The following is a 15,427-nucleotide window of genomic DNA, read 5'->3' as shown; positions in this document are numbered from 1 at the left end:
CTTTTTATATAACTTTTTTTAGATATATTTTAAATTCGCTTCCAATTCCTATTTCAGATTGAACTTCAATTTTACCATCTAGTTTTTGAATTAGTTTTTGTACTGTTGATAGTCCAATTCCAGTTCCTTTATTAGCAGCGCGATCTTTTTTTCCTAGGGTTTCAAAAATTTTGAATATTTTCTCAAAATTAGCTTTGTCAATTCCTATTCCATTATCTTTTATTGAAATGATATCAAATTCGGTAGTTGATGAAAATGTTACTGAAATGACTCCTACCGCTTTATCATTATATTTTATGGCGTTACTAAGTAAATTGTATACTATTTGACCAAGTGCAGTTTTATTTGATTTGATTTTGTAATTTTTCTCAGGCAGTATCAATTGAAATTCTTTTTTGGTGTCAAGTAAATCGAAAAGATACAACAGCATGTCGTTCAGTCTAATGTTTTCGGTAACATTTACTTCCAAATTATCATATTTATAATAATATAAAATGGCATCTACCAGCTTTTTTAGTTCGTCTGATGAGGTTTCGATGTAAGAAAGCATTTCCAGTCCTTCTTCATCAAGTTTACAAGTAGGGGATTCTTTTATTAAAGTTGTTAAGGAACTTATGTTGTTTAAAGGCGATTTTATGTCGTGTGAAACTATTGCTGCAAATTGCTCTAAATCTTTATATTTTGCTAGTAGCAGATTATGGTTTTCAACCAATTCAAAGTTTTTTTTGCGAAGTTCCAGCAGTTTTATAACTTGATTGGCAAGCTTCTCGAGCGCTCTTTTTTGAAATGAATTTAAAATTTTGGGTTTATTGTCTATAACACAAAGCGAACCTAAAGCAAAGCCTTCGTTGTCGATTAAGGGTATGCCAACGTACGATCTAATGTGTGGATATCCCACTACATTTGGATAGTTTTGAAAGCGAATGTCTTTGTGAGTGTCTTGTACTTCAAATATTTTTTTGGGATCATTTATAGCATGTGCACAAAAAGAATGTTCACGTGGATCTTGAGTAAAATCAATTCCAACTTTAGCTTTAAACCATTGCCTTGTACTGTCAATTAAAGTAATGGTAGAAATTGGAGTTTCACAAATTTCTGAAGCAAGTTGAACAATATCATCAAAATCTTTTTCTGCTGCTGAATCTAAAATTTGATAAGAAAGAAGCGCTTTTAATCGTTCTTTTTCATCTGTAGGGATTTTTGGGGTAATCATTTATTATGGTATGTTTTTAAAGTAGATTTACTCTAGCTTTTATAGTAGTAATTTTAAATCAAAATTAGGCGTTTTTTCTTATAAATAATGTTACTTTAATATAGGATTAACAAATGTATGAATGCAAAAAAAAAGCCCTACTTAAAAAAAGTAGAGCTGATATGATTGGATCTTAATTTTATTATTTTCTCTTAATAACTTTTTCTACAGCTTCAACAATTGCCTGGTTGTTTAGTTTGTATTTTTCCATTAATTGCTCTGGAGTTCCGCTTTCGCCAAATGAATCTTGAACTGCTACAAATTCTTGAGGTGTTGGATTGTTTAAAGATAAAGTTCTAGCAACGCTTTCTCCCAAACCACCTAGAATATTGTGTTCTTCAGCAGTAACTACACAACCTGTTTTACCAACCGATTTTAGTATCGCTTCTTCATCTAACGGTTTTATTGTGTGAATATTTATTACTTCTGCCGAAATTCCTTTTGCTTCAAGAGCTTCTGCTGCAATTAATGCTTCCCAAACTAAATGTCCTGTTGCAATGATTGTAACATCTGAACCTTCGTTTAATACTATTGCTTTTCCAATTACAAATGGTTCATCGGCAGGCATAAAATTAGGCACAACTGGACGACCAAAACGCAAATAAGCTGGACCATGATGATCGGCTAAAGCTAAAGTAGCTGCTTTTGTTTGATTGTAATCGCAAGTATTGATAACAGTCATTCCTGGTAACATTTTCATCAAACCAATATCTTCTAATATTTGGTGTGTTGCTCCATCTTCTCCTAATGTTAATCCAGCATGAGAAGCACAAATTTTTACATTTTTATCAGAATAAGCTACCGATTGACGAATTTGATCGTAAACTCTTCCAGTAGAGAAGTTAGCAAATGTTCCAGTAAACGGGATTTTACCACCAATAGTTAATCCAGCTGCAATTCCAATCATGTTGGCTTCGGCAATTCCAATTTGGAAAAAACGTTCTGGATGATTTTTTTTGAAATCGTCAAATTTTAATGAACCAATTAAATCGGCACATAATGCAACTACGTTTTCATTTTTTTGTCCCAATTCGGTCATTCCTGCTCCAAATCCTGAACGGGTATCTTTACTTCCTGTGTTTGTATATTTTTTCATTTTAATAAATTGAAAGATAAAAGATTTTAAAATTGAAGATTCAGAGAGATATCTGAAATCTGAAATCTAAAATCTGCAATCTAAAATTAATAATCTCCTAAAGTTTCAGCGTTTTGTGCAAGTGCATTTGCTAGTTGTTCATCATTTGGTGCTTTTCCGTGCCAAGCGTGGGTGTGCATCATATAGTCAACTCCATTACCCATTTCGGTATGCAATAAAACGCAAACTGGATTTCCTTTTCCGGTTCTAGATTTAGCATCGTTCATTCCAGCAACGATGGCTTCAATATTATTTCCTTCTTTAATTTCTAGAACATCCCAACCAAATGCTTCAAACTTAGCACGAACACTTCCCATGTTTAAAACTTCGTCAGTTGTACCGTCAATTTGCTTTCCATTTAAATCGATTGTAGCAATTAAATTATCTACTTTTTTAGCAGAAGCATACATTATTGCTTCCCAATTTTGTCCTTCTTGCAATTCTCCATCGCCTAAAAGAGCATAAATTAAATGATTGCATTGGTTTAATTTTTTAGCTTGTGCTGCTCCAATTGCTACAGACAATCCTTGTCCTAGTGAACCCGATGCAATTCGAACTCCTGGCAAACCTTCATGTGTTGTTGGATGTCCTTGTAAGCGCGTATTTAGTTTTCTAAATGTTGCTAATTCTGAAACAGGAAAGTAACCGCTTCTAGCCAATACGCTATAAAAAACTGGAGAAATATGACCGTTTGAAAGGAAAAATAAGTCTTCACCAATTCCGTTCATGTCAAAGCCTTCTTTTCTATCCATCAATTCTTGGTATAGAGTAACCAAAAATTCGGTACAGCCTAATGAACCTCCTGGATGTCCAGAATTTACAGCATGAACCATTCTTAAAATGTCTCTTCGTACTTGTGTTGTAAAATCGTGTAGTTGTTGTGTGCTAGTTTTCATTTTGTTTGTTAAAGTTAAACTTCGGCAAAGATAATCAGATAATTCGATTTTTAGATTATTGAATTTTTAGAGTTTTAAAAAGTTATCTACAAAAAAAATCCCGCCGTAGCAGGATTGATTTTATGTAGAATTATTCTCTCTTGTAAGCATGGATGGATTGCCCAACAAGTTTCCAATTTCCATCAAATTTTTCTAATAGTCTAATTTCGTAAGAATAGGTTTTTTCACCTTTGCTGTTGGTAGATTCTTCATCATGACTTACATAGGCAATGTTGTTGTCAATTTTTATTTTGTAATTCGTATTTTTTGAACTTCCACCACCGCTGTTTTTAATAGGAGCAATCATTGCAGTTGGAGGAATGTCTAGTGCGATTCCATCTGCTGTTGAAACCAAAACCTTACTGTAAGGCTGGATTTTCCAACAAGAAGCATGCCCTTCACTATCGCCAGAACGCCATGTTGCCGATTCTTTTTCGAGTAAATCTGTAATGGCTTTCTCCTCATCGATTTTCGAACTACAACTTACAAGAAATCCACAAAAAAATATCAAAAAAAATAATTTTATCTTCATTTTAACAGGTTGGTTTTGATTAAACTTACTTTCAAAATTACAATTTTCTATTAAGTTTACTATTAGATATTCTAATAAAAATTATACGTTTTGTGTTTACAGTACTTTAAGCCTTAAAATGTTAAGCGCTTTTAAGAAAAAACAAAATAGTTTAAAATAAAAAAATCCCAACTAAGTGGGATTTTAAAAAAGTGATTAAATTTTATCGGTTTCGGTAACCGTGTGAATTAATTTTTTATTTACAAATTCATCAATTCCCAAAGCCGAAAGTTCTCTACCATAACCGGATCGTTTTGTTCCGCCAAAAGGCAATTTTTCGTTTGATCTTGTGGGTTGATTGATGAATACCATACCTGAATCAATTTGTCGAGCTATTTTTTTAGCTCGTTCAATATCTTTTGAAAAGATGGAACTTCCTAAACCAAATCGGGTTGCGTTAGCCAATTCAATTGCTTCTTCTTCGCTTTTAACACTATAAAAACTTGCTACAGGACCAAATAATTCTTCTTGATAGGCCAGCATGTTCGGTTTTAAATTGGTCAGAATTGTAGGTTGCATAAACGCGCCTTTTAAATCAGCTTGTTTTCCGCCAGTTACTACTTTAGCACCTTGTTTGATTGTAGTATTTACTTGTTCCAAAAGTGTGTCTAGCGCGTCTTGACTTGATAATGGACCAAGTTGTGTTCCTGAATCCATTGGATCACCAAGTTTAATAGCTTCCATTTTTTTGGTAAATTTTTCTAAAAATTCGTCGGCAACTTTTTCTAAAACTATAAAACGTTTTGACGCAACACAGCTTTGGCCATTATTGACCAATCTACCTTTTATGGCCAAATCAGTTGCACGATCTATATCAGCATCTTCTAATACAATAAACGGATCATTTCCGCCTAATTCTAGTACTGATTTTTTAATGTTTTTTCCAGCAATTTCGGCTAGTGATGCTCCAGCATTTTCACTTCCTGTAAGACAGGCGCCCTGAATTTTAGGATTTTCAATAATTTTCTTTATTTTTTTTGATGCTAAAAATAAATTAGTGAATAATCCTTTTGGTGCATTATTTTCGGTAAATAAGTCTTGAAACGCTTGAGCACATTGTGGTACATTGGACGCGTGTTTTAACAAAATCGTATTTCCAACCATTAAATTTGGTGCTACAACACGAGCAACTTGATAGAACGGAAAATTCCATGGTTCTACTGCAAGAATAACTCCAATAGGTGCTTTAGTTATTACAGCTTCTCCAACATCAGTTGTGATTTTTTCGTCCTGAAGAAATGCAGCACCATTTGTAGCATAATAATCAAAAATATTGGCGCAATAATCAATTTCATATTCTGATTGCGCTATTAATTTCCCAATTTCACTAGTAATTAGCTCCGCCAATTCTTTCTTTTTAGCTCTAAAAGTTGATGCTATTTTTGCAAGTAACGCAGCACGTTCTTCATAACTAGTTAGCTTCCACTTGTTGTAAGCATCGTGTGCATCATCTATCGCTTTTTCTACTTGAGCGTCGGTTGTTTCTTCAAATGTTTTGAGTGTTTCAAATGTATATGGATTGATAGATTTTAGTGACATGTGTAAACTAGGTATTTATGATTTATAAAAAGTATTGTAAAATTAGTTCTGATTTTAAGTTGAATAGTACTATTTTTTCATGAATCGGCTTAATATCCAAATTATAATTGCAATAACAGCTACTACGATGAATATTCCAACACCCATTCCTGCTTTAAAAATACCTTCAATTACCGAACAACTTGTAAATAGAAACGAGATTAAAAACAACGGGATGATTTTTTTGAGTAAATTTTTCATGATATTTTGGTTTTAAATTGTTAATTTTTGATTGAATCAAAGTTCCTAATTTTACTTATTTTAGTTCTTATATTATTATGGTTTTATGTTATATTATTACCTTATTACATTTCATTTTGGGATCAAAATCACAAATCAATATTAAAAAATAAGAATTCGTAATCCATAATTCGTATTTCTGTTATCTTTGCCAACTGTAAAAATGTTATATGAAGTTTGAATTATTACAAAAAGACCCAAATTCTAAAGCTAGAGCTGGAAAAATAACTACTGATCACGGTGTTATTGAAACGCCAATATTTATGCCTGTTGGTACTGTTGCATCGGTTAAAGGTGTGCACCAACGCGAGTTAAAAAATGACATCAATCCTGATATTATTTTAGGAAACACCTATCATTTGTACTTACGTCCGCAAACCGAAATTTTAGAAAAGGCTGGCGGTTTACACAAATTTATGAATTGGGATCGTAATATCTTAACTGATTCTGGTGGTTATCAAGTGTATTCGCTTTCCGCAAATAGAAAAATTAAAGAAGAAGGTGTTAAGTTTAAATCGCATATTGATGGTTCTTATCATTTTTTTACACCAGAAAATGTAATGGAAATTCAGCGCACTATTGGGGCTGATATTATCATGGCATTTGATGAATGTACACCCTATCCATGCGATTACAGATATGCACAGCGCTCAATGAAAATGACGCACCGTTGGTTGGATCGATGTATCAATCATTTGGATAAATTGCCTTTCAAATATGGTTACGAGCAAACATTTTTTCCGATAGTTCAAGGAAGTACCTATAAAGATTTAAGAAAACAATCGGCCGAATATATTGCCAATTCTAATCAGCAAGGAAATGCAATTGGCGGACTTTCAGTAGGCGAACCTGCCGAAGAAATGTATGCCATGACCGAAGTGGTGACCGAAATTTTACCAGAAGACAAACCTCGATATTTAATGGGTGTTGGAACGCCAATTAATATTTTGGAGAACATTGCACTCGGAATTGATATGTTTGATTGCGTTATGCCAACTCGTAATGCAAGAAATGGAATGCTATTTACCGCTAACGGAACCATAAATATTAAAAATAAAAAATGGGAAGCCGATTTTTCTCCAGTAGATGAAATGGGAATCACGTTTGTTGACACAGAATATACAAAAGCGTATTTGCGACATTTATTTGCTTCTAATGAATATTTAGGAAAACAAATTGCGACTATTCATAATCTAGGATTTTATATGTGGTTGGTTCGCGAAGCTAGAAAACACATCATTGCTGGCGATTTTAGGGTTTGGAAAGACATGATGGTTAAAAATATGAGTCAGCGTTTATAAGTTTTTAATTTCACAAAATAGAGTAGATGAAGTTTTTAAGCATTATTGATAAGTACATTTTAAAACGGTATTTGGCTACATTTTCGGTCATGTTGCTTATGTTTATTCCTATCGGAATTGTAATTGACGTATCCGAAAAAGTCAATAAAATGATTGAGAATAAAGTTCCTTTCAAAGCTATTGCTTCCTATTATGTGGACTTTACAATTTACTTTGCCAATTTACTTTTTCCTATTTTTCTGTTTCTTTCAATCATTTGGTTTACTTCTAAATTAGCCAATAATACCGAAATTATTGCCATACTAAGTTCTGGTATCTCGTTTACTAGATTCTTACGACCGTACATTTTTGGAGCGGTAATTGTTTCAATATTTGCCCTTTTGATGGGCTTTTTCTTAGTACCGAAAGCCAGTGATGGATTTAAAAACTTTAGATACATGTACTTAATTGGTGGTGGCCAAAGTGAAATGAGAGAAAGCTCGAATGTATTTAGACAAATCAGTAAAGATGAATATATATTTGTAAGTAGTTTTAACAATGTTTCTCAAATGGCTTTCGATTTTTCTATGGAAAAATTTGACAAAGACAAGCTAAAATATAAAGTTACTGCAAGTAGAATTAAGTGGAATGAAAAGAAAAAAACATACACACTTTTTAATTATAAAAAACGAAAAATAGGCGAAGTTAACGATCAATTATTTTCAGAAGAAAAAAAAGATACCGTTTTTAAATTTGATTTAGAAGATTTAACTCCTGTTGTGTATATCGCTGAAACACTTCCATATTTTGAATTGACAAAATTTATTGATAAGGAACGAGAAAGAGGTTCGTCGAACATAAACACATATTTGGTGGTACTTTATAAAAAATATAGTATTCCAGTTTCGGCTTTTATTTTAACAATTATTGCTGTTTCTGTTTCGTCAATGAAACGTCGTGGCGGAATGGGAATGAATCTTGCTATCGGAATCTTATTAGCATTTGCCTTTGTATTTTTAGATAAAGTTTTTGGTGTATTGGCTGAAAAATCTACGTGGCCACCAATAATTGCTGTTTGGATTCCAAATTTTGTTTTCGGAATTTTAGCTATATTTTTATTACGCAATGCCAAACGATAATCTTAAAAGTTATTTACATCTTCATTTAATAGTTTTTATATGGGGATTTACAGCAATTCTAGGCGCATTGATATCATTAGATGCCTTGCCACTTGTATGGTTTAGAATGTTGTTTGCCGTTGGATTTATTTTCGTTTACATCAAATGGAAAAAAATACCGATGCAAGTTTCCAAGAAGACATTACTGCAATTCTTAGTCGCTGGATTTATCATAGCCATGCATTGGTTTACCTTTTTTAAAGCTATTAAGGTAAGTAATGTTTCAATTACGTTGGCGTGTCTTTCAACTGGAGCTTTTTTTACCTCGTTGATAGAACCCATTTTCTTCGGAAAAAAAGTAGTTTGGTATGAAGTATTCTTTGGTTTACTTGTCGTTTTCGGACTTTATATTATTTTTAATGTAGAAGGTAGTTATCTCGAAGGCATGCTTTTGGCTTTAACATCTGCTTTTTTATCGGCACTTTTTGCAGTTATCAATAGTAAATTTGTAAAAAAACACAATCCGACAACAATATCATTTTATGAACTCGGCGGTGGCGTACTTTTCCTTTCGATAATGTTGGCGTTTACCAATAGTTTCTCTGTGTCATTTTTTCAATTATCGGTTTCCGATTTATTTTATCTATTAATTTTAAGTTCTGTTTGTACCGCCTATGCCTTTATAGCCTCAACAGCGGTAATGAAATATCTTTCACCATATACCGTAATGCTTACCATAAATCTCGAACCTATTTACGGAATTATTTTGGCAGTACTTATTTTTGAAGACAAAGAGAAAATGAGTACCGAATTTTACATTGGTGCCGCTATAATATTGATTACAGTAATTTTAAACGGAATTATAAAAAGCAGAACCAAAGCGACTTAACAATTGTTTGAAACTTAAAACATAAATTTTCTTTTACAGACGATATAAAATTTTATCTTTGTACAACCTAATAAGAATAATAAAACTTTATGGAATATTTAGATTTTGAACTTCCTATTAAAGAATTGGAAGACCAACTGGATAAATGTCAAGTTATTGGTTTAGAATCAGATGTTGATGTAACCAATACTTGTAAACAAATAGAAAAGAAATTAGAAGAAACTAAACGCAAAATATATAAAAATCTAACAGCTTGGCAACGTGTGCAATTATCACGTCATCCCAATCGTCCGTATACAATGGATCATGTTAGAGCTTTGTGTGGCGATACTTTCTTAGAACTATTTGGTGACAGAAGCTTTAAAGATGATAAAGCCATGATTGGCGGATTAGGAAAAATTGGTGGGCAATCGTTTATGATTGTTGGACAACAAAAAGGATACAATACCAAAACCCGTCAGTTTAGAAATTTCGGAATGGCAAATCCGGAAGGTTACAGAAAAGCATTACGCTTGATGAAAATGGCCGAAAAATTTGGAGTTCCTGTAGTAACATTTATCGATACACCTGGAGCTTATCCTGGATTAGAAGCTGAGGAACGCGGACAAGGTGAAGCTATTGCCCGAAATATTCTGGAAATGTGCCGTTTAAAAGTGCCAATTATTTGCGTTATCGTAGGTGAAGGAGCATCGGGTGGAGCGTTAGGAATTGGTGTTGGAGATAAAGTTTTGATGATGGAGAATACTTGGTATTCGGTAATTTCGCCAGAATCTTGTTCTTCAATATTATGGAAAAGTTGGGAATACAAAGAGCAAGCAGCAGAAGCATTGAAACTTACTTCGTCAGACATGAAAAAACAGAAGTTGGTTGATGATATTATTCCAGAACCACTTGGTGGCGCACATTATGATCGGGAAACCACTTTTAAAACTGTTGAACAATACATTACCAAAGCGTATAATGAGTTGAAAGATTTATCAACAACTGATTTAGTAGCGCAAAGAATGGACAAATACAGCAAAATGGGCGAATATAAAGAGTAAATTCTTACAAATTTATACTTAATCCGAAGCCCAATGGTTTCGGATTTTTTTTTGGTTATCAACAATATTTATTTACTTATAAACAATTTGCACTAACAACTAGATGGTGTACTTTTTATAAAATTAGTTACTTTCGCTTTATGGAAAATATGCAAAATATCAGCCCAATAAAAATTGATAAAACAACCATTATTAATTTAGAAAAAGGCAAGTTACCACCACAAGCGCTAGACCTTGAAGAAGCGGTTCTTGGTGCCATGATGATTGATAAAAAAGGTGTGGATGATGTGATAGATATTTTGCAATCTGAAGCATTTTATAAAGATGCGCACAAGCATATATTTGAAGCTATTTTTCAGTTGTTCACAGATTCGCAGCCGGTTGACTTATTAACAGTTTCGGCACAACTAAAAAAGAACGCAAAGTTGGAATTAGCTGGAGGTGATTTTTATTTGATTCAGCTTACACAAAAGATTTCCTCATCAGCGCATATTGAGTTCCACTCTAGAATTATTCTTCAAAAATTCATACAGCGTAGTCTTATTCGAATTTCATCCGAAATTATAGAAGAATCGTACGATGAAACAACAGATGTTTTTGATTTATTAGATAAAGCTGAATCCAAACTCTACGAAGTTACACAAGGAAATATCAAACGAAGTTCTGAAACAGCACAGAGTTTAGTAATTCAAGCTAAGAAACGAATCGAGGAAATAGCTGGAAAAGAAGGTTTGTCTGGAATTGCGACTGGTTTTGAGAAGTTAGACAAAGTTACTTCGGGTTGGCAACCTTCCGATTTGGTAATTATTGCTGCGCGTCCGGGTATGGGTAAAACCGCATTTGTACTTTCAATGGCGCGAAATGTAGCTATAGATTTTGGGCATCCTGTAGCGTTGTTTTCTTTGGAGATGTCCTCAGTTCAGTTGATTACACGTTTGATTTCATCCGAAACGGGTTTGTCTTCTGAGAAACTGAGAACGGGAAAACTAGAAAAACACGAATGGGAACAACTTTCTGTTAAAGTAAAAGATTTAGAAAAAGCACCTTTATTTATTGACGATACACCTTCACTTTCTATTTTTGACTTGCGTGCCAAGGCAAGACGTTTGTCTTCTCAGCACGGAATAAAACTTATTATTGTAGATTACCTTCAATTAATGACAGCAGGTGGAAATGGTAAAGGAGGCGGAAATCGTGAACAAGAAATTTCAACAATTTCAAGAAACTTAAAAGCATTGGCCAAAGAACTTGAAGTTCCTGTAATTGCCTTGTCGCAATTATCGCGTGCGGTAGAAACACGTGGTTCTAGTAAACGACCACTACTTTCCGACTTACGTGAATCTGGAGCGATTGAGCAAGATGCCGATATTGTATCGTTTATTTACAGACCAGAATATTATAAAATTGATGAATGGGATGATGACGAACAATCGCCAACAGCTGGTCAAGCCGAATTTATCATTGCAAAACACCGTAATGGTAGTTTAGAAAATGTAAGATTAAAGTTTATTGGAAATTTAGGTAAATTTGACAATCTTGAAGATTACAGTGGTGGGTTTGACGATTTGCCATCCAAAATGAATCTTGATGATAATCCTTTCTTAACCAAGAATTTACCTTCTGCAAACGAAGCTTTTGGAAGCAACATCAACTCGGATATTGATGATAGCGATGTTCCTTTTTAACTTATAAATCCCGAAAATATCGGGATTTTTTTTGTTTTTTATTCTTACAATTTGACCACGTAAAACTACCTGTTTTTAGTCCTAAATTTTTTAGTGTTACAATATTATTATAATTTTAGTATCGATTATACATTTTGACTAAAGAAACTAGTTTATGATTTTAGAATTTTTCGCCTATTTTGGTACTGTTGTTTTGGCATTAAACGTAATTTTGTATCTCATACGATTGCGTTATGATAGCAGTAATTCCTATAAAATTTTTACGGTCTATTTAGTCGGATTTTTTGTTTTGCAAATTGCATCTATTGTTTATTTTAATCTTAACATTAGTTCCGTTTTCTTTTCGCATTTTTTATTTGTATTTCAATTTGTGTTATTGAGTCTATTTTTTTATTCTTTGTTTACTAAAAAACAACAAAAAGTAGCAGTTTTATTAACGATACCTGTTGTTTTACTAATCTTAATTTACACCTACTTTTCAGAAAATTTTATTTTTAGTAATTTCAATACTCTAGAAGTTTTTATTACTTATGTTCCCATAATAGTTTTTGCTGTCCTTCATTTTTACAACATGTTGGATTCTAAAAAGAAGTTTTATTATACCAATGTTGGTCTTTTGATTTATTTATTAGGAACTTTAGTAATTTTTCTTGCCGGAAATATTATTGTGAATATTACAACCGACACGAGCACTTTATTATTTTATATTAATATGTCGGCTTACATTGTGTATCAACTGTTACTATTTGTTGAATGGAAACAAAGTTTCTCTAAAAAAATAGTAGCATGAAATTGATCAATGTAAATGAATCGACAATAATTGAATCTGTAACCATTCTATTTTTTATATTTGTTTCGCTTGCCATCCTTTTAATAGTTATTTTCAATACCTCAAGGAAAAGAATTTATAGTGGTGACGAGTAACAAGTACTATTTTTAACCCTAAAAAACTAAACAATGACACAAAACACAATTACTTTAGAGCAAGCACAACTATGGGCTGCAAATTGGAGAAAAAATCCAAATCCTGACGTTATCGCATTTTTGATTCCAGAAATTGACTTAACGCAAGTTATTGCTGAGCCTGAAACGGTTAATGTAAGAACCTACTTAGGCATAGACGAAAATGATAGATGCAAATTAATGATTGTTGGTGTAGATTCTAATGGAAATGATTTAATTGATGATAGTAGAGGTCAATATATTTATGATTTCTCATCTGCTTGCAAACCTGATTGTGATTTTAATAGTCCTTTGTTTAAATTATGAAAGAGGTATTTAATCTAATACGATACTTTTCTACTATATTTTTGATAGTAAATTTTTTGCTGTTTCTTTTTCGTTTTAAAAAAGAGACAAAAGCATATAAAATATTTACAATATATCTAGGTATAATTGTTTTAATTGAAATTACAATAAGAGTAGTAGTACTATTAGGTTATGAGAATTTAATTTTTTCACACGTTTATTTCACAGGACAATTTATTTTATTGAGTTTGTTTTTTTTAGAACTTTTAAATGAAAGTAATCAAAGAAAAATAATAAATTACGCATTAATCGCTGTGCCCATTATTTTGCTTGTAAATTTTATACTTAATCCTGATCAACTTCATGAGTTTTCATTAATTGAAATTATTTTAACCTCAATAACTTTAATTACATACAGTACTTTCCATTTTTACAATATGTTATCTAGAAAAAAAGAATTTTACTTTATCAATTGTGGTATCCTCATTTATCTATTTGGTAGTACTCTTACTTTTTTATTGAGAAATTTACACGTATTTTATGGACGAAATTTTAGTTTTGTTTTACAAATGTTGAATATTGTACTGTATATTGTATACTTAACTCTTATTTTTATTGAATGGAAGCACAGAATATCAAAAAATAGTTATGAAAGAAACTAAAAACTTAGCATTTTTTGAAAATGAAATTAATGAAGTTGTGGGATTCATTTTCCTGGCTTTTTTGCTCATGGCTTCCGTCGTGATTTTGTTTTTTTACTTTTCTAGAAAAAAAATTATCAAGAATGAATTAGAGAAAAAAGACTTAGAAATAAAGCATCAAAAATCGTTATTACGTTCTATAATTATTACTCAAGAAGACGAACGTAGGCGAATTGCTCAGGACTTACATGACGATATTAGTTCCAAGCTAAATATTGTTTCGCTTAACAGTCATTTGCTCAAAACACCTAATTTGTCGGTTGTAGAATTTTCAGAAATCACCGATAATATTATTAATTTGACCAAGAAAGCACTAGAAAATTCAAGACGAATTGCCCATGATTTATTACCACCAGTACTTGAAAAGTTTGGATTGCACTCGGGTATTGAAGAATTAGTTGTTGAGGTTACCAGTGGAAAAACGGTCAACGTAGATTATCAAAACAATTTAAAATTCGATTTTGAACAAACAGAACGCCATTTGCATATTTTTAGAATTTTGCAAGAGCTAATCAATAATTCCATGCGACACGGTAAAGCAACCCACATTTCCATAAAATTTGATACTATAGACGGTCGAGAAACCTGCTTGTATACAGATAATGGAGTAGGTTTTGATCAAAAAAACGCACAATGCCAAAAGGGATTGGGAATGAAAAATATAGAGAGTAGAGTAAGCTTTTTGAACGGAAATTTAAAAATAAAATCATCATTAAATAACGGAATTGAAGTACAATTTAATTTTTAGATATGGAGAATAAAATAAAAATTATCCTAGCTGACGATGAAGAATTGTTTCGCAAAGGTGTTTCTTTTTTGCTTCAACGGGAAGAAAATATAGAAATTTTATATGAAGCATCCAATGGGAAAGAGTTAATCGACTTTTTAAACGAAAACGATACCTATCCTGATATTATCTTGATGGATTTAAAAATGCCCTTGATAAACGGTGTTGAAGCTACTAAAATGATACTTAAAAATTTTGCTGGTGTAAAAATAATCGCTTTAACCAGTTATAATACAAAATCGTTTATTGCCAACATGATAGACGTTGGTGCCGCATCTTATTTAGTTAAAAGTGCTTCACCAAAAGAAATGATTGATACCATCAATGAAGTTGCGGTAAAAGGATTTTTTTACAACCAAACTGTTTTACAAGTAATTCAAGAAGATATTATAAAATCTTCGACTACCAGAAGTTTGTTGGACTCAGAATTTTTTACTGTAAGAGAGAAAGAAATTTTACAACTTGTATGCGAACAGTTTAATACAAGTGAGATTGCAGAAAAACTCTTTATTAGTGCAAGAACAGTTGAAGGACATCGTAACAATATTTTACTAAAATCTGGAACACGAAATGTTGCCGGATTAGTAGTTTATGCAATTCAAAATAAAATTATTTCTCTCGATAATCTTGCCGAAGACACTATTTCGTTTGAAAGTTTTAAAACTGATTGATGATAGTTTATGAAAGTATAAATTTGATTGATAGAACCAAATATACAAGTGCAATAATGATAAAGAGGCATAATCCAATTTTTTGAACTACTTTAAGTCTTCCATAATTGTTTTTTTCAAATATTTCGTTGTTGTTCATAATCTTTTGGTTAATTAATAATGTCAAAAGTAAAGAGATATTTTAAACTGGATATACGTATTTCTACCTGTTTTTTAATTTTTATCTAATTTTTTTTAACTTCATATTGGTTTGGTATTTGATAGTAAAATGGTATCTTCGAATAAAATATTTTT

The 15,427-nt window shown here is 32.0% G+C and carries 15 protein-coding genes; 9 read left to right on the top strand and 6 right to left on the bottom strand.

Features of this window, described 5'->3' with window-relative positions; translation table 11 throughout:
- Nucleotides 1-4: 4 nt before the first annotated feature.
- The 6 genes from ACZ098_RS15280 to ACZ098_RS15255 form a co-directional block, all read right to left on the bottom strand.
- Nucleotides 5-1,213, bottom strand: a complete 1,209-nt coding sequence (locus ACZ098_RS15280) for a GAF domain-containing sensor histidine kinase (protein ID WP_487312635.1) — start codon at nt 1,211-1,213, stop codon at nt 5-7.
- 181 nt (nt 1,214-1,394) lie between these two features.
- Entirely contained in the window at nt 1,395-2,348 is a 954-nt protein-coding gene (locus tag ACZ098_RS15275) for a transketolase family protein (RefSeq protein ID WP_487312634.1), read from the bottom strand.
- An 86-nt stretch (nt 2,349-2,434) separates the two neighbouring features.
- Complete coding sequence (locus ACZ098_RS15270; protein ID WP_487312633.1) at nt 2,435-3,283, bottom strand: transketolase; 849 nt, start codon at nt 3,281-3,283, stop codon at nt 2,435-2,437.
- Between the two features lie 130 nt (nt 3,284-3,413).
- The gene (locus ACZ098_RS15265; protein ID WP_487312632.1) at nt 3,414-3,854 is read right to left on the bottom strand and encodes an endo-arabinase; all 441 of its coding nucleotides are present in this window, start codon (nt 3,852-3,854) and stop codon (nt 3,414-3,416) included.
- 195 nt (nt 3,855-4,049) lie between these two features.
- Complete coding sequence (locus tag ACZ098_RS15260; protein WP_487312631.1) at nt 4,050-5,432, bottom strand: NAD-dependent succinate-semialdehyde dehydrogenase; 1,383 nt, start codon at nt 5,430-5,432, stop codon at nt 4,050-4,052.
- 69 nt (nt 5,433-5,501) lie between these two features.
- Complete coding sequence (locus ACZ098_RS15255; protein WP_487312630.1) at nt 5,502-5,672, bottom strand: hypothetical protein; 171 nt, start codon at nt 5,670-5,672, stop codon at nt 5,502-5,504.
- A 209-nt stretch (nt 5,673-5,881) separates the two neighbouring features.
- Here ACZ098_RS15255 and tgt point away from each other — a divergent pair, with 209 nt between their 5' ends.
- From tgt to ACZ098_RS15210, 9 genes are all read left to right on the top strand, one after another.
- Nucleotides 5,882-7,012, top strand: coding sequence for a tRNA guanosine(34) transglycosylase Tgt (tgt, locus tag ACZ098_RS15250; protein ID WP_487312629.1), 1,131 nt, complete (start codon nt 5,882-5,884; stop codon nt 7,010-7,012).
- 26 nt (nt 7,013-7,038) lie between these two features.
- A complete protein-coding gene (locus tag ACZ098_RS15245) occupies nt 7,039-8,130 on the top strand; it encodes an LptF/LptG family permease (protein WP_487312628.1) in 1,092 nt (363 codons plus the stop codon).
- Nucleotides 8,117-8,998: a DMT family transporter gene (locus ACZ098_RS15240; protein ID WP_487312627.1), complete on the top strand. Its 882-nt coding sequence runs from the start codon at nt 8,117-8,119 to the stop codon at nt 8,996-8,998. The genes ACZ098_RS15245 and ACZ098_RS15240 overlap by 14 nt, the downstream gene beginning before the upstream one ends.
- An 89-nt stretch (nt 8,999-9,087) precedes the next feature.
- A complete protein-coding gene (locus tag ACZ098_RS15235; RefSeq protein WP_487312626.1) occupies nt 9,088-10,041 on the top strand; it encodes an acetyl-CoA carboxylase carboxyltransferase subunit alpha in 954 nt (317 codons plus the stop codon).
- 140 nt (nt 10,042-10,181) lie between these two features.
- Nucleotides 10,182-11,726, top strand: a complete 1,545-nt coding sequence (dnaB, locus tag ACZ098_RS15230) for a replicative DNA helicase (protein ID WP_487312625.1) — start codon at nt 10,182-10,184, stop codon at nt 11,724-11,726.
- A 154-nt stretch (nt 11,727-11,880) separates the two neighbouring features.
- Nucleotides 11,881-12,516 (top strand): hypothetical protein, encoded by a 636-nt coding sequence (locus ACZ098_RS15225; protein WP_487312624.1) that lies wholly within the window; start codon nt 11,881-11,883, stop codon nt 12,514-12,516.
- Nucleotides 12,517-12,683: 167 nt separating this feature from the next.
- Nucleotides 12,684-12,995: a hypothetical protein gene (locus tag ACZ098_RS15220; protein WP_487312623.1), complete on the top strand. Its 312-nt coding sequence runs from the start codon at nt 12,684-12,686 to the stop codon at nt 12,993-12,995.
- Between the two features lie 627 nt (nt 12,996-13,622).
- Nucleotides 13,623-14,423 (top strand): sensor histidine kinase, encoded by an 801-nt coding sequence (locus tag ACZ098_RS15215; RefSeq protein WP_487312622.1) that lies wholly within the window; start codon nt 13,623-13,625, stop codon nt 14,421-14,423.
- A 2-nt stretch (nt 14,424-14,425) separates the two neighbouring features.
- Entirely contained in the window at nt 14,426-15,133 is a 708-nt protein-coding gene (locus tag ACZ098_RS15210) for a response regulator transcription factor (RefSeq protein WP_487312621.1), read from the top strand.
- Nucleotides 15,134-15,427: the final 294 nt, after the last annotated feature.

This window comes from Flavobacterium sp. SP2 (assembly GCF_057626655.1).
The sequence above is the reverse complement of the archived record's forward strand: the minus strand, read 5'-3'. Positions and strand labels throughout refer to the sequence as shown.

Bases quoted from the DNA above. Each gene is read 5' to 3' on its own strand.
- ACZ098_RS15245 (WP_487312628.1), top strand. From the start codon at position 7,039: ATGAAGTTTTTAAGCATTATTGATAAGTACATTTTAAAACGGTATTTG.
- ACZ098_RS15280 (WP_487312635.1), bottom strand. From the start codon at position 1,213: ATGATTACCCCAAAAATCCCTACAGATGAAAAAGAACGATTAAAAGCG.
- ACZ098_RS15235 (WP_487312626.1), top strand. From the start codon at position 9,088: ATGGAATATTTAGATTTTGAACTTCCTATTAAAGAATTGGAAGACCAA.
- ACZ098_RS15260 (WP_487312631.1), bottom strand. From the start codon at position 5,432: ATGTCACTAAAATCTATCAATCCATATACATTTGAAACACTCAAAACA.
- ACZ098_RS15270 (WP_487312633.1), bottom strand. From the start codon at position 3,283: ATGAAAACTAGCACACAACAACTACACGATTTTACAACACAAGTACGA.
- tgt (WP_487312629.1), top strand. From the start codon at position 5,882: ATGAAGTTTGAATTATTACAAAAAGACCCAAATTCTAAAGCTAGAGCT.
- ACZ098_RS15265 (WP_487312632.1), bottom strand. From the start codon at position 3,854: ATGAAGATAAAATTATTTTTTTTGATATTTTTTTGTGGATTTCTTGTA.
- ACZ098_RS15255 (WP_487312630.1), bottom strand. From the start codon at position 5,672: ATGAAAAATTTACTCAAAAAAATCATCCCGTTGTTTTTAATCTCGTTT.
- ACZ098_RS15215 (WP_487312622.1), top strand. From the start codon at position 13,623: ATGAAAGAAACTAAAAACTTAGCATTTTTTGAAAATGAAATTAATGAA.
- ACZ098_RS15220 (WP_487312623.1), top strand. From the start codon at position 12,684: ATGACACAAAACACAATTACTTTAGAGCAAGCACAACTATGGGCTGCA.
- ACZ098_RS15275 (WP_487312634.1), bottom strand. From the start codon at position 2,348: ATGAAAAAATATACAAACACAGGAAGTAAAGATACCCGTTCAGGATTT.
- ACZ098_RS15240 (WP_487312627.1), top strand. From the start codon at position 8,117: ATGCCAAACGATAATCTTAAAAGTTATTTACATCTTCATTTAATAGTT.
- dnaB (WP_487312625.1), top strand. From the start codon at position 10,182: ATGGAAAATATGCAAAATATCAGCCCAATAAAAATTGATAAAACAACC.
- ACZ098_RS15210 (WP_487312621.1), top strand. From the start codon at position 14,426: ATGGAGAATAAAATAAAAATTATCCTAGCTGACGATGAAGAATTGTTT.
- ACZ098_RS15225 (WP_487312624.1), top strand. From the start codon at position 11,881: ATGATTTTAGAATTTTTCGCCTATTTTGGTACTGTTGTTTTGGCATTA.